Genomic DNA, 20,668 nt, shown 5'->3' with positions numbered 1-20,668 from the left:
GGCATGTCCGGGGCGTCGGTGGCCGGTGAGGTGGCGGGTCCGGTGCCCGGGAGTGCGGCGTATGTGATGTTCACGTCGGGGTCGACGGGTGTGCCCAAGGGGGTGGAGGTCACGCATGCGGATGTGGTGGCCCTGGCCCGTGATGAGCGGTTCGCTTCGGGGCACGAGGTCCTGTTGTCGCACTCCTCGCTGATGTTCGACGCCTCGACCTACGAGCTGTGGGTACCCCTCCTGTCCGGCGGCCGTCTGGTCTTCTCCCCGGCCAAGGCGCTGACCGCGGGTGTCCTGCGCGAGCTCGTCGCCGCGCACGGCATCACGGCGCTCTTCCTGACGACGGCTCTCTTCCATGCGTTCGCGCTGGAGGACCCCGGCTGCATGGTGGGGCTGCGGGAGCTGTGGACCGGCGGTGAGGCGGTACGTGCGGACGCGGTGCGCCGGGTCCGCGAGCACTGCCCGGATCTCCTGCTCGTCGACGTGTACGGCCCGACGGAGACCACGACCTTCGCCACGGCCTTCCCGTTGGGGGTGTCGGCGGAGGTGCCGGCGGTGATGCCGATTGGGCATCCGCTGGACGGTATGCGGACCTACGTCCTGGACGCGGCGCTGCGCCCGGTGGGTGTGGGGGTTGCGGGGGAGCTGTACATCGCGGGTGCCGGTGTGTCACGCGGGTATGTGAACCGCCCGGGACTGACGGCCGAGCGTTTCGTGGCCTGCCCCTTCGGGGAGCTGGGTGAGCGGATGTACCGCACGGGTGATGTGGTGCGGTGGAACGCGGACGGTGCGCTGGAGTTCGTGGGGCGTGCGGACCACCAGGTGAAGATCCGTGGTTTCCGCGTGGAGCCGGGCGAGATCGAAGCCGCACTGTCCACCCTCGCGTCGGTCGGCCAGGTCGCCGTGCTGGCCCGTGAGGACACCGGCTCGAAGCGTCTGGTGGCGTATGTCGTGCCGGCCTCCGGCCCCGCGTCCGCCCTGGATGTCTCGGTCCTGCGTGAGGCCCTGGCCTCCACGCTCCCCGCCTACATGGTGCCCGCGGCCTTCGTACCGCTGGACGCACTGCCGGTCACCGGCACCGGAAAGCTCGACCGAGCCGCCCTCCCCGCACCCGAGTTCCGCAGCGCGGAGGACAGCAGGGCCGCACGCGCCCCGCGCGAACATCTCCTCTGCGAACTGTTCGCAGAGGTCCTGGGCATCGAGCAACTCGGCATCGACGACAGCTTCTTCGAACTCGGCGGCGACTCGATCACCTCGATCCAACTCTCGGTACGCGCACGCTCCGCCGGACTCGACATCTCCCCACAGGACGTCTTCGAGGCGAAGACGGTCGCAGCGCTGGCCGAGATGGCCCGGACGGTCGAGGAGAACGCCGAGGACACGACCGTCACCGACGAGGACAAGCCGCTCATGGATCTCGCTCCCGAGGCTCGGGCCGAGATCGACGCAGCCTTCGCCGAGGCAGGCCCGGTCGAGGAGGTGTGGCCGTTGACCCCGCTCCAGGAAGGACTCCTCTTCCACGTCCTCTACGACGGCACGAGCACCGGGGAGCACCACCAGGCCGACGACCCCACCGACCCGTACCACACCCAGATGCCGCTGACCGTGGCCGGCGAGGTCGACGTGGAGGCGCTGCGGGCCGCGTTCCAGGACCTGGTGCGCCGCCACGCCAACCTCCGCGCAGGTTTCCTGGTGCGCCGTACCGGCGAGCCGGTGCAGGTCGTGCCGGCCGAGGTCACCGTCCCGTGGCGCGAAGTGGACCTCACCGGCCTCCCCGACGAGGCCACCCGCGAACGCCACCTGAAGGACCTGCTCGCCAAGGACCGGCGCGAACGCTTCGACCCGGTGGTGCCGCCGCTGCTGCGAGTGACGCTGGTGCGGCTCGCGGCCGACCGCCACGTCGTCATCCTGACGAGCCATCACATCCTGTGGGACGGCTGGTCCATGGCGCGGGCGATGCTCGACGTGTTCGGGCTGTACGAGGCGCGCGGTGACGCGAGCGGCCTGCCGCCCGTGGTGCCCTTCCGCTCCTACCTGGCCTGGCTGAACGTCCAGGACGAGGACGCCGCCCTGGACGCCTGGAGCGGTGAACTGACCGGCCTGGAGGAGCCGACCCTGGTCGCCCCCGGCCTGGACGGTTCGCTGCCCGCACCGCCGGCCCGTGCGGTGCACTTCCTCGACGAGGAGACCACGGCTCGGCTCGGCGCGGTGGCCCGCTCCCGGGGCCTGACGCTGAACACCGTGGTGCAGGGCGCGTGGGCGCTGCTGCTCGCGAGCCTCACCGGGGAGCAGGACATCGTCTTCGGCGCCACTGTCTCCGGACGCGCCCCACAGGTCGCGGGCGTCCAGGACATCGTCGGCCTGCTGATCAACACCGTTCCGGTGCGCGTCGGCCTGGACCCGGCCCAGCCCCTGGAGGACCTGCTCGCCGACCTCCAGCACCGGCAGGCCGCCCTCACCCCGTACCACCACGTCGGCCTGGCACAGATCCAGCGCCGCACCGGGCTCGGTGAACTCTTCGACACCTCCGTGGTGTTCCAGAACTCGCCGTGGGACGAGGACGCACTGCGTGTCGACGGGCTGCGGGTCGACACCCTCGACGACGAGACCCAGGGCTTCACACACTTCCCGCTCAGCATCGACGTCTTCCCCGGCGACCGCATGCGACTGGAGATCAGTTACCGCGCAGACGTCTTCGACGCCGACCGGGCGGAACTGTTCGCCGCACGGGTCGCCGCGTGCCTCGCGGTCGTAGCGACCGACCCCGGACGCCTCGTCGGCCGGGTCGACATCCTCACCGGCCAGGAGCGGTCCCACCTGCTCGGCGCGGGAAGCGGCGCGGACCGGCCGGTGCCCGAGCTGACCGTTCCGGAACTGTTCGAGAAGCAGGCCGCCGCACACCCCGACGACACCGCCCTCGTCTTCAGGGACGCACGGCTGTCCTTCGCCGAACTGAACCGGCGCGCCAACCAGGTGGCGCACCGCCTGATCGCCCTCGGTGCGGGCCCGGACGACCCGGTGGCCGTCCCGGCCCCCCGGTCTGTCGAGGCCATCGTCGCTGTGCTGGGCGCCCTGAAGGCCGGCTGCACCTACCTGCCCGTCGAACTGTCCTGGCCCGAGGACCGCATTGCCGCGCTCTTCGCCGACGTACGGCCCGCCGCCGTACTGACCGTCGCGGCGACGGCCTCCCGGGTCCCCGCCGCGTCCACCGCACCCGTCCTGCTCCTCGACGAGCAGGACGAGCAGGACGGACCCGGCGCCGGCCGGCCCGCGCACGATCCGACCGACACCGACCGGGTCCGGCCGCTCCTCCCCGCCCACCTCGCCTACGTCATCCACACGTCGGGGTCGACAGGCCGCCCGAAGGGCGTCGCGGTCACCCACCGCAACCTCGTCAACCTGCTCCACGCACAGGACAGCGCCTACATGCTGCCCGCCGTGGCCTCCCTCGGCGGCCGCCGCCTCAAGGTCGCACTCGTCGCCGTCCTCGGCTTCGACGCGGCCTGGGCGGATCTGCTGAGGATGGTCGCGGGGCACGAGCTGCACCTGATCGACGACGCGGCACGCCAGGACGCGCGCCTGCTCGTCGACTACTGCGCGCAGCACCGCATCGACTCCCTCAACCTGACCCCGCTGCACGCCACCCAGCTCCTGTCCGCGGGACTACTGAGCACCCCCGGATACCGGCCGGAGCTCATCTCGCTCGGCGGGGAGGCGGTCGACGAGTCCCTGTGGACCGACCTCGCCGCCGCCGGGGTGGCCTCCTACAACCTGTACGGTCCCAGCGAGTGCGCCGTGGACTCCACGTACAGCCGGGTCGTCGGCTCCATGCGGGCCCATATCGGCCGCCCCATGGACAACACCCGGGTGTACGTCCTGGACGCGGCGCTGCGTCCGGTGGGTGCGGGAGTTGCGGGGGAGCTGTACATCGCGGGTGCGGGTGTGTCGCGTGGGTATGTGAACCGGCCGTGTCTGACCGCGGAACGCTTTGTGGCCTGCCCGTTCGGGGAGCTGGGTGAGCGGATGTACCGCACCGGGGATGTGGTGCGGTGGAACGCGGACGGTGCGCTGGAGTTCGTGGGGCGTGCGGATCACCAGGTGAAGATCCGTGGTTTCCGGGTGGAGCCGGGTGAGATCGAGGCCGCGCTCTCCGCCCTCCCGACGGTCGGTCAGGTCGCCGTGGTGGCCCGGGACGACGCCGGAGCGCCGAAGCGTCTGGTGGCCTATGTCGTGCCGGCCGCCGGCCCGGCGTCCGCCCTGGACGTGGCCGGCCTGCGGGAGTCGCTGACGGGGTCGTTGCCGGCGCACATGGTGCCCGCGGCCTTCGTGCCGCTGGACGCACTGCCGGTGACCGGGGCCGGGAAGCTGGACCGGACCGCCCTCCCGGTGCCGGAGTTCCGGGGCGCGGAGGACAGCCGTGCCCCGCGTACGCCGCGCGAGCAGCTGCTGTGCGAGCTGTTCGCCGAGGTGCTGGGGGTCGCCCGGGTCGGGATCGACGACAGCTTCTTCGAGCTGGGCGGTGACTCCATCACCTCGATCCAGCTCTCGGTACGTGCCCGGGCCGCCGGACTCGGCCTCTCCCCGCAGCACGTGTTCACCGCCAGGACCGTCGCGGGCCTGGCCGACACCATCAGTGAGACGACGGCCACAACCGGCTTCGTCCCCTCCGACCGGCCCCTCGTACCGCTCGCCGCACGGGAGCGCGCCGAGCTGGAGGCAGGGCTCGCCGTACCCGGCCCGGTACAGGACGTGTGGCCGCTCACCCCGCTCCAGGAGGGCCTGCTCTTCCACGCCCTCTACGACGAGCAGAAGGCCGACCCCTACGTCATGCAGGCGCCGATGCTCCTGAACGGCGTCCTGGACACCGCGGCCCTGCACGCCGCGTTCCAGGGCGTGGTGGGCCGCCACGCCGGTCTCCGGGCGGGCTTCCTGGTACGCCGTTCCGGCGAACCCGTGCAGCTCGTGCCGGCCGAGGTCACCGTCCCGTGGCACGAGCTGGACCTCACCGGCGTCCCGGCGGAGGCACAGCGGGAACGGATCGACAACTTCCTGCACACGGACCGGCTCCAGGGATTCGACCCGGCCGCACCGCCGCTGATGCGCGTGACCCTGCTCCGGCTCGCCGCCAACCGCCACGCCCTCGTCCTCACCAGCCATCACATCATCTGGGACGGCTGGTCGATGGCCCGGGCGCTCGCCGAGGTCTTCGAGCTGTACGCGGCGCGCGGTGACCAGAGCGGCCTCACGCCGGTGGCACCGTTCCGGGACTACCTGTCCTGGCTGACCGCACAGGACCAGGACGCAGCCCTGGACGCCTGGATCGAAGAACTGGCCGGCTTCGAGGAGCCGACCCTGGTCGCACCGGGCACGCCGACCTCGGTGACGGAGCTGCCGGCCCGCACCATCGCCCTCCTCGACGAGGAGACCACGGCGCGGCTCGGCGCGGTGGCCCGCTCCCGGGGCCTGACGCTGAACACCGTGGTGCAGGGCGCGTGGGCGCTGCTGCTCGCGAGCCTCACCGGACAGCAGGACGTCGTCTTCGGCGCCACCGTCTCGGGACGACCGCCGGAGGTGTCGGGCGTCGAGGACATGGTCGGGATGCTGATCAACACCGTCCCGGTACGGGTCCGGCTCGACCCGGCCCAGCCCCTGGAGGACCTGCTCGCCGACCTCCAGCGCCGGCAGGCCGCCCTCACCCCGTACCACCACGTCGGCCTGGCACAGATCCAGCGCCGCACCGGGCTCGGCGAACTCTTCGACACCTCGACCGCGTTCCAGAGCGTCCCGTGGGACGCCGACGCGTTGCGGGCACCGGGCCTGGAGACCGCCGCCCTCACCGACGAGGACACCCCCGTCATCCACTATCCGCTGAGCCTGACCGTCTACCCGGGCGCGAGCCTGCGACTGGAGGTGAACCACCGGCCCGACGTCGTCGACGAGGACCGGGCGGGCGACGTCCTGGCGGGGCTGCGCGAGCTGCTCACCACGATGGCGCAGGACCCCGGCCGGCTCGTGGGACGCCTGGACGCGCTCTCGGCGCAACGGCGGGACCAGGTGGTGCAGGAGTGGAACCGCACCGCCACCGCGATCGCACCCGTCACCATCCCGGAGGCGTTCGCCGCGCACGTCCGCCGAGCCCCCTCAGCCCCGGCGCTGGTCTGCGAAGGCGTCACCTGGACGTACGCGGAACTGGACGGCCGGGCCAACCAGTGGGCCAGGGCACTGGCCGAGGCCGGTGTGCGACCCGAGACCCGGGTCGTCATCGCCCTGCCCCGCGGCAGGGACTGGGTGACCGCCGTCCTCGCCGTGCTCAAGGCGGGCGGCGTCTTCGTCCCGGTGGACCTGGCGTACCCGCCGGAGCGGGTCCGCAACGTCCTCGCCGACAGCGGGCCCGTCTGCCTCCTCACCGCGTCGGACACCGTATGGGCGGCCGAGCCCTTCGACGGTCACCGGGTGCTCGTCGACGAGGAGTCGTTCCGCACCGACGTGGCACACCGGTCCGCCGCACCGCTCGACGCCACCGGCCCGTCCGCGGCGGCCCCCGGGAACGCCGCGTACGTCATCTACACCTCGGGCTCGACCGGTGTACCGAAGGGCGTCGAGGTCACCCACCAGGGCATCGCGAGCCTGGTCCGGACCCAGGTCGACAGCACCGGTCTCGACTCCGGCAGCGTGGTGCTCCAGTTCTCCTCGCCCGGCTTCGACGCCATCGTCTTCGAGCTGTGCATGTCCCTCCTGACCGGCGCCCGCCTGGTGCTCGCCCCCGGCGAGTCCCGGCTGCCCGGGGACCAGCTCGTCCGGCTGATCCAGGACGAGGGCGTCACCCACGCAGTGGTCGTCCCCTCGGTGCTCGCCGCGATCGACGTCGAGTCCGTACCGTCGCTCTCCTCCCTGGTGGTCGCCGGCGAGGCGCTCCCGAGCGAACTGATCGACCGGTGGGCGCCGGACCACCGCGTGTACAACGCGTACGGCCCCACGGAGTCGACGATCTGCGCCACCATCTCGCGGCCGCTGGGCGTCGGATCGGACCCGGTGATCGGCGGCCCGATCATCAACACCCGGGTGTACGTGCTCGATGCGATGCTCCGGCCGGTGGCGCCGGGCACGCCCGGCGAGCTGTACATCGCGGGCTCCGCACTGGCCCGGGGCTATGCGAACCGTCCCGGACTCACCGCGGAACGCTTCGTGGCCTGCCCCTTCGGGGAGCCCGGCGATCGGATGTACCGCACCGGCGACGTGGTGCGCTGGACGGCGGACGGTGCGCTCGAATTCGTCGGGCGGGCCGACAACCAGGTCAAGATCCGCGGGTTCCGCATCGAGCTCGGTGAGGTGGAGGCCGCGGTGTCCCGGCACCCGTCGGTCGACCGGGCGGCGGTACTGGCCAGGGAGGACCAGCCCGGCGGCAAGCGCCTCGTCGCCTACGTGGTGCCGGTGCGCGGGGCGACGGAGCGGCCCGACCCGGAGCAGCTGCGCGCGTGGGTCGCCGAGAGCCTGCCCGAGTACATGGTGCCGGCCGTCGTCGTCGTCCTCGACGACCTGCCGACGACCGTCACCGGCAAGCTGGACCATCGGGCCCTGCCCGCACCGGAGTTCGGCCCCGCCGAGGCCGGCAGGGTGCCCCGCACGCCCCGTGAGGAACTGATTCGCGACCTGTTCACCGAGGTGCTCGGCCTTTCCTCGGTCGGGATCGACGACGACTTCTTCACGCTGGGCGGGGACTCCATCGCCTCCATCCAGTTGGTGGCCCGGGCCCGCAAGGCCGGCCTGGGCCTGGCGCCCCGGGACGTGTTCTCCGCCCGCACGGTGGCCGGCATCGCCGAGGTGGCCACCGTCGTCGAACCCCCGGCACCGGCTCCGCAGGAGCAGGCGGCCGAGCCGCTGGTGACGCTGAGCGCCGAGGAACAGGAGGAGTTCGAGGCCCTTTGGGACGCCTGAGACGAAGACCGTGACGGGGGCCAGGATTTCGCCCGTCACACCGGCCCCGGCCGGCTCCGATCACCCGCGCCCCCCGCGGGACGAGTACCTGCACGACAGTCACGCCTGACGAGAGAGATCGAGGACATCATGACGAACCCGTTCGAGAACGAGAACCTGTCCTACCTGGCGCTGGTCAACGACGAGGGGCAGTACTCCCTGTGGCCGGCCTTCGCCGAGGTGCCGGCCGGGTGGACCGTTGCGACCGGCCCGGCCGACCGTGAGACCTGCCTCACCCATGTCACCGCCAACTGGACCGACATGCGGCCCAAGAGCCTGGTCGCCGCGATGAGCGCCGCCGCCTGACACACAGCCTGCCCCGCCCGCCCTCGGCCCGGCTTCCGACTCCTCGGAGTGCCGGGCCGTCGGCGTGCCCGTGGGCGGTGGGCGGTGGGGACCGGGGGCGTCATCCGGATCGCGCCCGTACGGGGTGTCAGGTGCCGCCGCTCTCCTCCGGACCGACCGTCCTGCCGCCGCGTACACCGCCGTTGCTCCCGGTGTACGAGGCATAGCGCGTGAAGTGCGCAGGGGTGTGGTCGATGGGCAGGTCCGGCCGCCATGCCGTGAGGATCTGGGCGCTGCACACGAACAAGCCGTCGGGCAACTGGTCGAGCGGGTACCACGCCCAGTCACCGACCTTCTCGTCCGGCTGGGTGGCCGGCTGCCCCTGCCAGGTGGTGACGACGGCTCCGACGGTGAGGCGGACGACACCGTCGACGTGGTCGATGAGTGTGCCCAGCAGGGTCACGTCCTGGATGCGGGCGCTCAGCCCGGTCTCCTCGGCGAGCTCCCGGATCGCGGTCTGTTCCAGGGATTCGCCGGGTTCGACGGTTCCGCCGGGGAGTTCGAGGGTGCCGTGGCGATGGCGGCCCAGCAGCACACCGCGGTCGCTGAGGACGATGACGCCCACGCCGATGGCGGCGTGCGGCGCGGGCGGGCGCTTACGGGGGCGGCTGGTGACGCGTGCGGGCGGGTCGGGGAGGCGGCGGGCCCGGATCGGCCGGGGCACGACGGGTGCGTCCTCGTCGACGGACATGTGAACTCCAGGGGATGCGGTGGGCGGGCTTCGGGAACCGGCCCGGAAGGTTCGCGGCGAGCCGAACCGGCAGGGATGTGTGCCGGCCCGCACCATCGAGCGCCTGATGCGTGAACTCGGTGTCCAGTGTGCGGCCCGTGTGCGCAGGCGTGCGCACGCGAGCGCCGCCGCCGGCGGGGTTCTGCCGGCGGCGGCGCGAGTTCGGGCCTGGAGGTGTGGGGGTCAGTGGAAGCTGAGCGACGCGGAGCCGGCGTCGGCGGAGATCGAGCTCGGGCAGAGGAAACTGCCGGAGCTCTTCGACGCGGTGAACGCCTGGTTCAGGTAGGTGCGGGTGGAGCCGTCACGGGTCCATCCGACGTTCGTGGCCCGGTAGCTGCAGGAGACAATGCTCTGCTTGACGGTGATGTCGATGAGGTCGGACGTCGCGGTGCCCGCCGCGTCGTCGAAGGTGAGCGTCGGGTTGTTGTTGAGGGTGGCGCTCGCGCCGCCGCTGCAGCTCAGACTGCTGTTGACGGTGGAGCGGTCGATGGTCAGGGCGGCGGGCGGGTCCGCGCTGGCGGTGGCGTCGGTCCAGGTGCAGGTGCTGCCCGAGGCGGTGATGACACCGTCGACCTGCTGCGATGCCTCGGGGCCCAACGCGCTCGCCGCGGTGGACGCGCCGGCGATGACCGCGACTACCAGAGCGGTGACACACGAGAGTTTCGGTGTGAGCCTCATGTCACTCCTTCTTGCCACGTCCGTGTGGGGGTGTGGACGGAGCCCCGCCCGCGTCCGCAGCGGGCGGGATGGCGCGGATCCGAGCACGTCATGGACGGTCCCACAGAAACAGGCAAAAATGTCAGGCACGCGTCAAAAAATGGCTGGATGGCGTGCCCCTGGCCCCGGCACGGGGAACCGGGAGGGCCTGACCGGACGGGGGAGCCCTCCGTCCGCGGGAACGGTCGATGCCCCCCACAGGCATCGACCCCGCGAAGTGCGACCACGAGGCACATGAGGCCGCGGCCGGTCTGTGACTGGTCCTCCCGGCGCGCTTCTCGGTGAACCTGTTCACTCGCAGGGCTGATCCGGGCCTGGTGCGCGCCAGGAACCGCAGGAGCGGCGTCGACCATCGGACGGCCGCCGGGAGAGCCCAGAAGCACCAGGGTCCTGCGCGGTCGGTACAGACGGGCGGTTCCGGCCGGAACGACGAAAGAGAGGCGCCGATGACGGACCACGGGCAGCAGCCGGGGCAGGAGGAGTTCCGTCGGCGCAGCCGGGGTGCGCGGGAACCGGGCCCGCGGCGATCCGGCCGATCGTCAGGAGGCCGGGGCTGATGGCAGTCGAGGATGTCTGGGTGGAACTGCGCAGCGAGGCTCTCGGTGTACGGATGGTGCGGGCCGACACCATCGTGCAGGTGTGGTGGGACGTGAAGCAGCCCTCCTTCCTGGACGTGAACCTCAGCAGCCGAGAGGTGGTCCGCCAGGACGTCCGGGCCGGGTTCCCTTCCCAGGGCATCGACGAGGGGGAAGCCGCGGAGCGCTGCGAAGAGCTGGTGCAGCGCATTGCCCGGGCCGCGCACGCGGGCGGCGGCCACCTGGTGTGGATGGGGCGCGACGAGGAGTCCAGGAGGGGCCGGTGGGCACGTCGGCCCCTGGTCGAGGCTCGGCACGCCTTCTGACGGACGTCGGACACCGGCCGGTCCCGGGCCTTCACAGGAAGGGACGGGCCGGGACACACAGCGACAGGGCGCTCCCGGTGCTGTGCCGGCCCGATCCAGCCCGGCGGGGGCCGGAGCTCAGAGCTGGACGGCCAGGTGGCGGGGGCCGCGCAGCATGGCGTTCTGCCGGTAGGGAGGCGGGTCCTGGACCAGACGCGCCGCGGCCAGGTGGGGCATCAGTGCACCGAGTGCGGCCTGGGCCTCGATCCGGGCCAGGGGGCCGCCGAAGCACAGGTGGATCCCGCTCCCGAAGCCGAGGTGCTGGTTGTCCGGGCGGGTGGGGTCGAACCGGTCGGGCTCGTGGAACCTCATCGGGTCGCGGCTGCCCGAGGCCAGGGCAAGGATGACGGATGCACCTTCGGGAAGCGTGGTGCCGGCGATGTCGACCTCGGCGTGCGGGAAGCGTTCGCGCATGTGGACCGGGGGTTCGTAGCGCAGCAGTTCCTCCACGGCCTGCGGCATCAGGCCGGGCTCGCGGCGCAGCTGGTCCAGGTGCTCGGGCAGACGCAGCAGGGTGAGCACCCCGTTGGTGATCAGATTGACGGTGGTCTCGTGCCCGGCGATGAGGAGCAGGATGGCGGTCTCCGCGAGTTCCTCCTGGGTGAGCCGCAGCGTCGGATCCGGCTCGTTGACGAACGCGGAGAGCAGGTCCTCGTCCGGACCGCCGCGGCGCTGCTCGGCGAGGCCGACCAGGTATCCGCCCATCTCGACCCGTGCCTGTTCGCCGGCCTTGTCCGCCTCGGCCGTGTCCTGGCCGGGCCGGACGTCGGCGGCTGCGACCAGAGTGTCGGACCAGGCCCGGAACAGGGGCTCGTCCTCGCGGGGAACGCCGAGCAGGCGGCAGATCACCGTGACGGGCAGTGGGTAGGCGAAGTCGTCGACGACATCGATCTGTTGGCCTGCCTCGAAGGACTCCAGCAGTTCCTCGATGATCCGGTCGATCTCGCCGCGCATGGCTTCCACCCGGCCAGGGCTGTGCGGTGGTCCGAAGGGGCGCATGGCCAGCGTACGCAGCCTGTGGTGCTCCGGATCGTCGAGCCGCAGGAACGGCGGCTTGCGGGTCACCTTGCCGCGGGTACGGGGGTCGGCACTCATCCGTGGGTCGTGGAGCAGTGCCGCGATCTCGTGGTAGGTGCCGATCAGGTAGCTCTCGTCCGCCTGCCGGACCACGGGACCGGCCGCGCGGAGTTCCGCATACAGCGGGTAGGGGTCGGGGCGGCTGGCGTAGTCGGTGATCCGTGCCAGCAGGGTCGCGGAGTCCATGGTGGCTCCTCGTCGTGGGGCGGGGCGTGGGTCAGCGCATGGGCTGCACGACGGTCAGTCGGCGGTCGGGCAGGTATCCGGTGAGCGCCACGGTGGGGCCGTGGGACAGCCCCTTCGGATCCGGTACGTCGGACGGGATCGGGACGTCGGCCGCGAGCGGACGGTCCAGCGCGCCGGGCGGAGGCGGGAACGGGGCCGCCGTCTCGATCAGGTGCCGGTAGTAGTCGAGCGACTTGGCCATGTCGACGGTGACCGCGGCGGTGACCCGCCCCTGGTAGCCGTAGACCATGGCCAGCCGGCGCGCCTCCAGCGAGCCCTGGGCGATGACCACATGGTCGGAGTAGGTCGGCACGCCCACGGATTTGATGTTGAGGCCGAACTGGGTCGACCAGAAGGTCGGGATGGCCAGGTGCGGGCGCTGCCTGGGCCCCGGGTTGATCATGTTGTGGGCTGCCACCTCGGCCTGCTCGACGGCGTTGCCCCAGTGCTCCAGGGAGAGCATCTGGTAGCCGAAGAGCGGGTGCGGGAAGCGGGAGACGTCGCCGGCCACGAAGACGTCGTCGGTGACGATGCCGTACATGTTGAAGGCGCGGCACCCGGCGTCGCAGGCGATCCCGCGGGGGCCCGCCGCCAGTCCGGATTCGGCCAGCCACTCGATGTTGCGGACCGCCCCCAGCGCCACGACACACACGTCCGCCTCGACACGCGTGCCGTCGGACAGGTCCGCGCCGGTGAAGCTGCCGTTCCCGCGCAGGGCGGTCACGGTGACGCCGCAGCGCAGGTCCACGCCGTGGTTGCGCTGCATGACGGCAGCGAGTTTCGACAGTGTGCCGCCCAGTGCGCCCACCAGGGGCGCGGGGCCGCGTTCGGCAACGGTGACGTCCAGCCCGCGCTCCCGGCAGGCCGAGGCGATCTCCGAACCGGTGAAACCGCCACCGATCACCAGCACCCGCTTCGGCCCGGCGTCCAGGCGCTCGGCCAGCCCTGCTGCATCCTCACGCGTGCGCAGGGTGAACACCCCGTCCAGGGCGCCCTCCGCCGGGTTGGGCCAGGGACGCGCCCGGGTCCCTGTGGCGATCAGCAGCCGGTCGTACGGCAGCGACTCCCCGTCAGCGAGCAGCACCCGCTTCTCCAGAGGGTCAAGACCGGTGGCGGGCGTTCCGAGGCGCCAATCGGCGTCCGGGTCCCGGCGCATGGGCAGTTCGGTGGTGTCCGCCGCCGCCCGGCCGAGCAGGACCTGCTTGGACAGCGGCGGCCGGTCGTAGGGCGGATGGGGCTCGTCCCCGACCACCGTGAGGGAGCCGGTGAAGCCCTCCTCGCGCAGCGTCTCCGCGGCCCTCAGGCCGGCCAGGGACGCACCGACGACCACGATCCGGCCCTCCCGAAGATCACCGGTGGCCATCGGGGCTCACCTCTTCACCGACGAGGATGGCCTGTACAGGACAGGCCGCCGCAGCCTGGCGCACGTGTTCGGCCTGGTCGTCGGGGACGGCCGTGGCGTAGAGCAGCCCTTCCTCGCCGTGCAGTTCGAACATCTTGGGTGCGAGGAAAACGCACTGTGCATAGCCCTGGCAGCGCGTGAGGTCCACAACGGTTCGCATCCCCACCACTCCCTCTGTCGGCACACCCCCCTTTTCTTCCAGCATGAGCCGAGCCCCGCAGGCTCGCACGACGGCTGCTCGCGCGGCGCTGCCGGGTCGGCTCCCCGCCCCCTGAGCGCTGCTTGCGCACCTGGCCCGTGCGGTGCCCCTGGCATCCCGGGCGGACCAGGACGACAGTGGAAGAGGGGAAGAGAGGCCTCGGAAAGGCAACAGGACGATGGACCGCTACCCACCCATCGCCGACCACGGCATCGTCGGCGACCTGCAGACCGCCGCCCTGGTTTCCTCGCAGGGGGTCGTCGACTGGTTCACGTCCCCTCGGTTCGACTCGCCCAGCATCTTCGCCGCCCTGCTCGATCATGATCGCGGCGGCCATTTCCTGTTCGCTCCGGAGGCCAGGGATGCCACGTGCAAGCAGCTCTACTATCCCGACACGGCGGTCCTGGTGACGCGTTTCCTGTCACCCGACGGGGTCGGGGAGATCTTCGACTGCATGCCGCCGGACCGAACCGGCAGGGCCACCGACCAGCATGTACTCATCCGCGGAGCGCGGGCAGTACGCGGCAGTGTGCGCTTCGTGCTGGAGTGCCGGCCCCGGTTCGACTACGGCCGGGCCGGCCATGAACTCGACCTCCGCGACAACACCGCCACCTTCCGGGCTCCGGATGGCACCGCGTATCTGCAGAGCACCTTCCCCCTGCAACCGGACGGCCGGGACGTGCGGGGTGCCGTCACCCTGAACGCGGGGGAGGTGGCCGCCGCGGTGTTCACCGTCGACACCGCGGACAGCCAGGCCCCGGTTCCCCCGACCTCGGACGATGTGATCAGGCAGTTCTGGGACGTGGTGGAATTCTGGCAGCGCTGGGTCCGCGCCTCCCGGTACCGCGGGCGCTGGCCGGGAGTGGTGAACCGATCGGCCATCACGCTCAAACTGCTCACCTACGCCCCGACGGGCGCCCCGGTCGCCGCAGCCACCATGGGCCTGCCCGAGCAGATCGGCGGGGAACGCAACTGGGACTACCGGTACACCTGGATCCGTGACGGCTCCCTGTCGGTGCGGGCCCTGCTCGACCTCGGATACGTCGAGGAGGCGGAACACTTCACCCGTTGGCTGGGAGACCGCTTCCGCGCCCGTGAGGACTCCGGAGGCGAACCGCTCCAGATCATGTACCGCGTCGACGGAGATCCTCGGCTCCCGGAGGAGGAGCTCACCCACTTGGAGGGCTATCGCGGCTCGTACCCGGTGAGGTCCGGAAACGGCGCCGCCGGACAACTCCAGCTGGACATCTACGGCGAGGCACTCTACGCCCTGGCCGAGGGCGGCGAGATCACCATGCGGGCCGGCTACCACGGCTGGAAGAACGTCGCCCGGACCTTGGACTGGCTTGCCGACTCCTGGGACCGGCCCGACGAGGGCGTGTGGGAAACCCGCGGCGGGCGCAAGGACTTCACCTTCAGCCGAGTGATGTCCTGGGTGGCCTTCGACCGGGGGCTGCGCCTCGCGGCCACGTACAGCCGGCCCGCCGACACGATGCGCTGGACCGCCTCTCGCGACGCCATCCTCGAACAGGTCATGGAACGCGGCTGGAACGAGAAGTCCCAGGCTCTCGTGCAGCACTACGGAGGCGAAGTCCTCGATGCCGCACTGCTGTTGATCCCCCGGGTCGGCTTTCTGTCATCGAAGACGGAGAGCTGGCTGTCCACGCTCGATGCCATGGAACGCACCCTCGTGTCGGACAGCCTGGTCTACCGCTACGACCCTGCTGCCTCCCCCGACGGGCTGCGCGGCTCCGAAGGCACGTTCAGCCTGTGCACCTTCTTCTATGTGGACGCCCTCGCCCGGGCCGGGCGCCTGCGCCCGGCCCGTTACGCCTTCGAGAAGATGCAGACCTACGCCAACCATGTCGGTCTGTTCGCCGAGGAGATAGGCCCCAGCGGTGAACAACTGGGCAATTTCCCGCAGGCGTTCACCCATCTTTCGTTGATCATGGCCGCCACCACTCTGGACGACGCCCTCGACCGGCAGCGCAGGGACACCTCCGATGTCCCCCGGGAAGAACGGTGAGCCGACGGCCACGGGCAGGCGGTAGGGGAGGGCTGCGCCATTGGCCTGACAGTTGTGCTGCGGACGGACCAGGTACGCGCGTCGTCTCCCCACCCGATGCCGATGCCGGTGCTTCCGTTCCAGGACATCAGTACAGCGAAGGAGAAGCCGGTGGGCAGCAGGGTCGGCGAGGAGGGCGGGAGCAGTTCGCATCCGCTGCTCAAGGGGCAGAAGGCGCTGGTCACCGGAGCGAGCTCCGGCATCGGCAGGGCCACCGCCATCGGCCTGGGCCGCATGGGTGCCGATGTCGTGGTCAACTACGTCTCCGGTGGCGAAGCAGCGCAGGACGTGGTGCGGGAGATCGAGGATCTCGGCGTACGGTGCTACGCGCACGAGGCGGACGTCTCCCAGGAGGACCAAGTGGTCCAGATGGTCTCCAGGATGGTCGACGAGCTCGGCACGATCGACATCCTCGTGGCCAACGCTGGCCTGCAACGTGATGCCGCAGCGACCGACATGACCATGTCCCAGTGGCAGAAGGTTCTCGACGTCAACCTTACCGGCCAGTTCCTGTGCGCCCGCGAGGCGGCAAAGGAGTTCGTGCGCCGAGGTGTCGTACCGGAGGTGTCCAAGTCCGCAGGGAAGATCATCTGCATGAGCTCGGTGCATCAGATGATTCCCTGGGCCGGGCACGTCAACTACGCGGCATCCAAGGGCGGTGTCATGCTGATGATGGAAACCCTGGCGCAGGAACTCGCACCCCACAAGATCAGGGTCAACGCCGTAGCCCCCGGGGCGATCCGCACCCCGATCAACCGCAGTGCCTGGGATTCACCTGAGGCAGAGGCCGACCTGCTGCGCCTCATCCCCTACAACCGCGTCGGCGACCCGGAGGACATCGCCACAGCCGTGGCGGCGTTGGCATCCGACCTCTTCGACTACGTGGTGGGCGCGACGCTCTACGTCGATGGCGGCATGACGCTTTTTCCCGGCTTCGCCACGGGTGGGTGAGCACGGTTGCGGTGAGGAGCGTTGCGCGCGGCCGACGTCATCGGCCACAGCCCTTCATCTCACCCCTTGACCTCGGTACGCTGCGGAAATCTGGCCGACGAGGACGGCGAACGGCATGTCGAGGGCGGCGTAGAGCGCGGCGGAGTCCGGGGCGGCGTTGTCGGCCAGGGACTCGACCATGAGGGTGGCGTAGTCGCTGTCGACGATGCCCGCCTGCTGCATGCGCAGCAGTCCGGCCTCGCGCTTGGCCCGGCTGAGGGTGCCGGAGGCGTCCATGGCGACATAGGCGTCGTGGCCGGCATGGAGCCGGTCCGCCCGGGTGCGGATGCGGGTGTCACAGCCAGCCGTTGCGGCGGGCCGCACGGACGGCCTCCATGCGGTTGCGGGTCCCGGTCTTGCCAATGGCCGCCGACAGGTAGTTGCGTACGGTCGCGGGGGACAGCGCGACACGCGCGGCGATGTCCACAACCGTCGCTCCGTCGGCCGCGGCGGAGAGCACTTCCCGTTCCCGCGGGGTGAGCGGGTCGGTGCCGACGCTGAGCGCGGCAGCGGCCAGATCGGGGTCGATGACCCGCTCGCCCGCCAGCACTCGGCGCACGGCTATCGCCAGCTCCTCCACCGGCCCGTCCTTGACCAGGAAACCGGACGCGCCGGCCTCCATGGCCCGGCGCAGATAGCCGGGACGGCCGAAGGTGGTGAGGATGAGCGTCCTGCATCCGGGCAAGACGCGGCCGAGTTCGGCAGCCGCGTCCAGGCCGCTGCGGCCTGGGAGTTCGATGTCCAGCACGGCCAGGTCGGGCCGCACTTCGAGCGCAGTCGGGACGATCTCCGTCCCGTCGGAGACCTGTGCGACGACCTCGATGTCCTCTTCGAGGCCGAGCAGCATGGCCAGCGCGCCGCGCATCATGCCCTGGTCCTCCGCTAGCAGCAGCCTGATCACCGGGCGGCCTCCTCGTAGCCGGACTGCGGTGGGGCAGCCGGAACTGCCGTACCACCTCCATCGGGCCCGTTAGGCGCGCCGGCTGTGCGCTCGCCGGGTTCGCCGGCATCCACCGGCAGGCACGCCGTCAGGCAGAACCCCCGGCGCCCCGGACCGGCCTGCAGCGATCCGCCGGCCGCCGCGAGCCTCTCGGCAAGTCCGCGCAAGCCGTTGCCCCCACGCCCGTATCCGTCCGGTCGCCCATCCGTCCGGGCCCCCGCCTCGATACCACACCCGTCGTCCGACATGTCGAGCCTCACCTGATCCATCCCCCCGGACACTGCGATCTCACAGCTGCCGGCCCCACTGTGCCGGATCACGTTCGTCACGCCCTCCCGTACCACCCAACTGAGCAGCGGGTCAGCTGCGGGCGGCACCGCCGTGCCGGACCGGCGTACCGACAGCTCGACCCCGGACGCCGCGAGTACGGAGCGGGCACGATCCAGTTCGGTGGCGAGATCACTGCTGCGGTAGGCCGTCACTGCCGCCCGTACTTCGGTCAGCGCTTGACGGCCCACCGACTCGATGTCGCCGGCGTGGTCGAGCGCGGCGGCGAGGTCGCGGGGCGCGAGCCGGCGCACCGCCTCCGCCTTCACGACGATCACCGACAGAGTGTGGCCGAGCAGGTCGTGCAGGTCGCGGGAGAAGCGCAGCCGCTCCTGCTCGACGGCCGTGCGCGCCAGCTCCTCCTGAGCCTCGTGCAATCGTTCGACCATGATGAAGAGAGAGGCGATTGCGGCGGTGATGAGGCCCGCGAGGAGGGGGCTGTAGGCGTACGAGAGCGCCGCGCCCACGGAGGCGCCGTGTGCCGCGCCGAGTACGCCGCCGCCCGCGCCGAGCAGGAGGACGACGCAGAGCAGTGCACGTCGACGGAGCATCGTCCCGGCCGCGAGAGCGACAAGGGTGAAGAGCATGGGGGAGTTGCCGCCCCAGACGCCGGCCATGACGAAGGCGAGTGCGGCGAGGAAGGCCAGCATGCGGTACGGCCAAGGGCTGCGCCATCCGGCTGGGGCGTCTCCGCCGGGACCGAGCGAGGCCCGCAGCGTCAGCACGTACAGCGTCGCGAAAGCCGTCAGACCGGCGGTCGCCAGCCAGCCAGGTCCGCTGCGGCCGACGGCGATGTCGTAGGCCGGGCCGAGCAGCATGAGCAGCCAGGGCGTCATGGACTTCCAGGTGGGCGGGGCGAACCTGGTGGTCGCGCCGCCAGTCGCGGCATTGCCTCCGTTCGGTCCGTCCGGTCCCCAGAGCATCGTCCACGCTGGTGCCATGTGGCCTCCTCCGCCGCAGTGCAGGGACTCCGCCGAGCCCTTGGCCGCCGGCAAGTCAGTCGTATTCGCTTGCCCTGCGGTACGCCCGCACCGCCCATGCGGCGAAGAGCGCCAGCCAGCCCGCCAGTGTCAGGAACGGCGTGAGTCCCGGCGTGGAACCGTCCGCCACCGTCCAGGACGGCGCACCGTATACGTGCCCTGGAGTCCAGTGCGCGAGGGCGGCGAGCCAGCCGGGGAAGTCGGTGACCGGGATCCACAGGCCGCCGGCGACGGCGAGCAGGATCGTGCACGCCATGTTGGCGTTGTTCGCCGCACTGCTGGAGAACCAGTAGCCGTTGCCGAGGCCGAGCAGCACGAAGGGAGCGGTCCCCAGCCACAGGAGGACCGCGATCCCGATCCACTGGCCGGCGTCCAGCTTCACGTCGTCGACCAGCGCTCCAGCGAGCAGCACCGCCGCGATGGCGGGCAGGACCACCAGCATCCCGGTCAGCATCCGCCCGGCCACCGCCTTGGCGGGCGAGAGCGGGACGATGCGCAGCTGCCGCAGCCACCCCAGTGCCTTGTCCTCGGCCACCGTCGATCCGTTGCCAAGGGAGGCGCCGATGCCGCCGTACGCGGCCATTCCGACCATCAGCGTCAATCGGGTCCTGGCGGAGTCGTGCGGACCATCGCCGACGTTACTGAAGAGCAGGTAGAGCAGCACCGGCAGGCCGATGGTGAACACGACATAGCTACCGTCGCGCCACGTGCGGCGTATTTCCAGCCGCAGGTAGTCGACCATCAGTGCGCCATCCTCTCGCGGGTCCCCGGTTGCATCGCATCGCTGTCATGGCCGGTATCGCCGGCATGGGAGGTGAGGGCGACGAAAGCGTCATCGAGGGTCGCCGGGGTGACGATGAGTCCGTGGATCAAGTCCAGCTCGCACAAAGCTCGCACCGTAGCGTCGGAGTCGGTGCTGCGCAACAGGGCGCGCGTACCGCGAGCCTCGACGGAGGTCACGCCTGGAAGGAGGTCGAGACCGGCTCCGCCCCTGTCATCGAGATCGCAAGCCACAAGTGCGCCGCCGACACCGCGTTTGATCGCGTCGCTCGTCCCGTCGGCACGCTTGCGTCCGCGATCGATCACGACGATCCGGTCCGCTTGGCCGTCGGCCTCTTCCAGATAGTGGGTGGAGAACAGCACCGTGTTGCCGCGATCGGCGTATGCGCGCATGGCCGTCCAGAACGCCCGCCGTGACGCAACATCGAGAGCCGCCGTCGGCTCATCCAGCACGATGAGCTCCGGCGCGCCGGCCATCGCCAGGGCGAACCGCACCCGCTGCGCCTGACCGCTCGAAAGCCTGTCCACCCTACGGTCCGCCAGCTGCGTCAGTCCGGCGAGTTCAAGGGTTTCGGTGACCCGGAGGGGACAGGGATAGCGGCGGGCCGTGAACGACAGCAGCTCTCGCACCGTCACCCGGGTGAGCGGCCGGCCTTCCTGCAGCATGGCCCCGACTCGCCCGTCACGCACCGCCTGTTCGGGACTCCCGCCGAAAAGCTCCACTCTGCCCGCGCTGGGTTCCATGAGGCCCAGCAGCAAGCCGATGGTGGTCGACTTGCCTGCTCCGTTGCGCCCCAGTACCGCCACCACCTCACCGCGGGTCACAGTCAAGTCCAGCCCGGCCACCGCGCGCACGCCGTTGTCGAAGAACTTCACGGCCCCTGCGAGGTCGACGACAGGTGCGGGAGTACGGATGTCGGTATTTCCCATGCGGCGAGGGTATGGACGCGGACCGGGGCCACGGCAGAGCTGTATGTGGGTAATCG

Annotated in this window: 15 protein-coding genes; 5 read left to right on the top strand and 10 right to left on the bottom strand. The window is 71.1% G+C overall.

The window, feature by feature from the left end; all coding sequences use genetic code 11:
• Positions 1–3 precede the first annotated feature (3 nt).
• Together AB0L71_RS30675 and AB0L71_RS30670 are read left to right on the top strand one after the other, a co-directional pair.
• Complete coding sequence (locus AB0L71_RS30675) at positions 4–7,926, top strand: amino acid adenylation domain-containing protein (protein ID WP_365249285.1); 7,923 nt, start codon at positions 4–6, stop codon at positions 7,924–7,926.
• A 129-nt stretch (positions 7,927–8,055) separates the two neighbouring features.
• Positions 8,056–8,271 carry an MbtH family protein gene (locus AB0L71_RS30670; protein ID WP_365249276.1) on the top strand — a complete coding sequence of 72 codons (216 nt, stop codon included), beginning with the start codon at positions 8,056–8,058 and terminating at the stop codon, positions 8,269–8,271.
• A 127-nt stretch (positions 8,272–8,398) separates the two neighbouring features.
• On the opposite strand, the gene AB0L71_RS30665 is transcribed toward AB0L71_RS30670, so the two are convergent.
• Together AB0L71_RS30665 and AB0L71_RS30660 are read right to left on the bottom strand one after the other, a co-directional pair.
• Complete coding sequence (locus tag AB0L71_RS30665; RefSeq protein ID WP_365249273.1) at positions 8,399–9,001, bottom strand: NUDIX hydrolase; 603 nt, start codon at positions 8,999–9,001, stop codon at positions 8,399–8,401.
• Positions 9,002–9,223: 222 nt separating this feature from the next.
• Complete coding sequence (locus tag AB0L71_RS30660) at positions 9,224–9,718, bottom strand: hypothetical protein (RefSeq protein WP_365249270.1); 495 nt, start codon at positions 9,716–9,718, stop codon at positions 9,224–9,226.
• 595 nt (positions 9,719–10,313) lie between these two features.
• Between AB0L71_RS30660 and AB0L71_RS30655 the strand changes: the two genes are divergently transcribed.
• On the top strand, positions 10,314–10,658 hold the full coding sequence (locus AB0L71_RS30655) for a hypothetical protein (protein ID WP_365249267.1): 345 nt from the start codon (positions 10,314–10,316) through the stop codon (positions 10,656–10,658).
• A gap of 117 nt (positions 10,659–10,775) precedes the next feature.
• Here the strand turns inward: AB0L71_RS30655 and AB0L71_RS30650 are convergent, their stop codons facing one another.
• From AB0L71_RS30650 to AB0L71_RS30640, 3 genes are read right to left on the bottom strand one after another with little or no spacing between them, the layout of a single operon-like run.
• Entirely contained in the window at positions 10,776–11,960 is a 1,185-nt protein-coding gene (locus AB0L71_RS30650) for a cytochrome P450 (RefSeq protein ID WP_365249264.1), read from the bottom strand.
• A 31-nt stretch (positions 11,961–11,991) separates the two neighbouring features.
• Positions 11,992–13,362 (bottom strand): FAD-dependent oxidoreductase, encoded by a 1,371-nt coding sequence (locus tag AB0L71_RS30645; protein ID WP_365249261.1) that lies wholly within the window; start codon positions 13,360–13,362, stop codon positions 11,992–11,994.
• Positions 13,349–13,561 carry a ferredoxin gene (locus AB0L71_RS30640; protein WP_365249259.1) on the bottom strand — a complete coding sequence of 71 codons (213 nt, stop codon included), beginning with the start codon at positions 13,559–13,561 and terminating at the stop codon, positions 13,349–13,351. Before AB0L71_RS30640 ends, AB0L71_RS30645 begins: the two co-directional genes overlap by 14 nt.
• Positions 13,562–13,778: 217 nt before the next feature.
• Here AB0L71_RS30640 and AB0L71_RS30635 point away from each other — a divergent pair, with 217 nt between their 5' ends.
• Positions 13,779–15,626, top strand: a complete 1,848-nt coding sequence (locus AB0L71_RS30635; protein ID WP_365249257.1) for a glycoside hydrolase family 15 protein — start codon at positions 13,779–13,781, stop codon at positions 15,624–15,626.
• 195 nt (positions 15,627–15,821) lie between these two features.
• The gene (locus AB0L71_RS30630) at positions 15,822–16,616 is read left to right on the top strand and encodes an SDR family oxidoreductase (protein ID WP_365249282.1); all 795 of its coding nucleotides are present in this window, start codon (positions 15,822–15,824) and stop codon (positions 16,614–16,616) included.
• Positions 16,617–16,670: 54 nt separating this feature from the next.
• On the opposite strand, the gene AB0L71_RS30625 is transcribed toward AB0L71_RS30630, so the two are convergent.
• The 5 genes from AB0L71_RS30625 to AB0L71_RS30605 are packed head-to-tail and all read right to left on the bottom strand — an operon-like array spanning position 16,671 to position 20,612.
• Positions 16,671–16,979: a hypothetical protein gene (locus tag AB0L71_RS30625; RefSeq protein WP_365249255.1), complete on the bottom strand. Its 309-nt coding sequence runs from the start codon at positions 16,977–16,979 to the stop codon at positions 16,671–16,673.
• The gene (locus AB0L71_RS30620; RefSeq protein ID WP_365249252.1) at positions 16,951–17,556 is read right to left on the bottom strand and encodes a response regulator transcription factor; all 606 of its coding nucleotides are present in this window, start codon (positions 17,554–17,556) and stop codon (positions 16,951–16,953) included. Before AB0L71_RS30620 ends, AB0L71_RS30625 begins: the two co-directional genes overlap by 29 nt.
• A complete protein-coding gene (locus tag AB0L71_RS30615) occupies positions 17,553–18,863 on the bottom strand; it encodes a histidine kinase (RefSeq protein WP_365249249.1) in 1,311 nt (436 codons plus the stop codon). The genes AB0L71_RS30620 and AB0L71_RS30615 overlap by 4 nt, the downstream gene beginning before the upstream one ends.
• Before the next feature lie 55 nt (positions 18,864–18,918).
• The gene (locus AB0L71_RS30610; RefSeq protein ID WP_365249246.1) at positions 18,919–19,644 is read right to left on the bottom strand and encodes an ABC transporter permease; all 726 of its coding nucleotides are present in this window, start codon (positions 19,642–19,644) and stop codon (positions 18,919–18,921) included.
• The gene (locus tag AB0L71_RS30605) at positions 19,644–20,612 is read right to left on the bottom strand and encodes an ABC transporter ATP-binding protein (RefSeq protein ID WP_365249243.1); all 969 of its coding nucleotides are present in this window, start codon (positions 20,610–20,612) and stop codon (positions 19,644–19,646) included. Before AB0L71_RS30605 ends, AB0L71_RS30610 begins: the two co-directional genes overlap by 1 nt.
• Positions 20,613–20,668 lie beyond the last annotated feature (56 nt).

This window comes from Streptomyces sp. NPDC052052, assembly GCF_040680455.1.
Taxonomy (GTDB): Bacteria; Actinomycetota; Actinomycetes; order Streptomycetales; family Streptomycetaceae; genus Streptomyces.
The sequence above is the reverse complement of the archived record's forward strand: the minus strand, read 5'-3'. Positions and strand labels throughout refer to the sequence as shown.

What these genes read in the sequence shown, in the direction of transcription:
- AB0L71_RS30675 (WP_365249285.1), top strand. Translation starts at nt 4, where the DNA reads ATGTCCGGGGCGTCGGTGGCCGGTGAGGTGGCGGGTCCGGTGCCCGGG.
- AB0L71_RS30670 (WP_365249276.1), top strand. Translation starts at nt 8,056, where the DNA reads ATGACGAACCCGTTCGAGAACGAGAACCTGTCCTACCTGGCGCTGGTC.
- AB0L71_RS30665 (WP_365249273.1), bottom strand. Translation starts at nt 9,001, where the DNA reads ATGTCCGTCGACGAGGACGCACCCGTCGTGCCCCGGCCGATCCGGGCC.
- AB0L71_RS30660 (WP_365249270.1), bottom strand. Translation starts at nt 9,718, where the DNA reads ATGAGGCTCACACCGAAACTCTCGTGTGTCACCGCTCTGGTAGTCGCG.
- AB0L71_RS30655 (WP_365249267.1), top strand. Translation starts at nt 10,314, where the DNA reads ATGGCAGTCGAGGATGTCTGGGTGGAACTGCGCAGCGAGGCTCTCGGT.
- AB0L71_RS30650 (WP_365249264.1), bottom strand. Translation starts at nt 11,960, where the DNA reads ATGGACTCCGCGACCCTGCTGGCACGGATCACCGACTACGCCAGCCGC.
- AB0L71_RS30645 (WP_365249261.1), bottom strand. Translation starts at nt 13,362, where the DNA reads ATGGCCACCGGTGATCTTCGGGAGGGCCGGATCGTGGTCGTCGGTGCG.
- AB0L71_RS30640 (WP_365249259.1), bottom strand. Translation starts at nt 13,561, where the DNA reads ATGCGAACCGTTGTGGACCTCACGCGCTGCCAGGGCTATGCACAGTGC.
- AB0L71_RS30635 (WP_365249257.1), top strand. Translation starts at nt 13,779, where the DNA reads ATGGACCGCTACCCACCCATCGCCGACCACGGCATCGTCGGCGACCTG.
- AB0L71_RS30615 (WP_365249249.1), bottom strand. Translation starts at nt 18,863, where the DNA reads ATGGCACCAGCGTGGACGATGCTCTGGGGACCGGACGGACCGAACGGA.
- AB0L71_RS30610 (WP_365249246.1), bottom strand. Translation starts at nt 19,644, where the DNA reads ATGGTCGACTACCTGCGGCTGGAAATACGCCGCACGTGGCGCGACGGT.
- AB0L71_RS30605 (WP_365249243.1), bottom strand. Translation starts at nt 20,612, where the DNA reads ATGGGAAATACCGACATCCGTACTCCCGCACCTGTCGTCGACCTCGCA.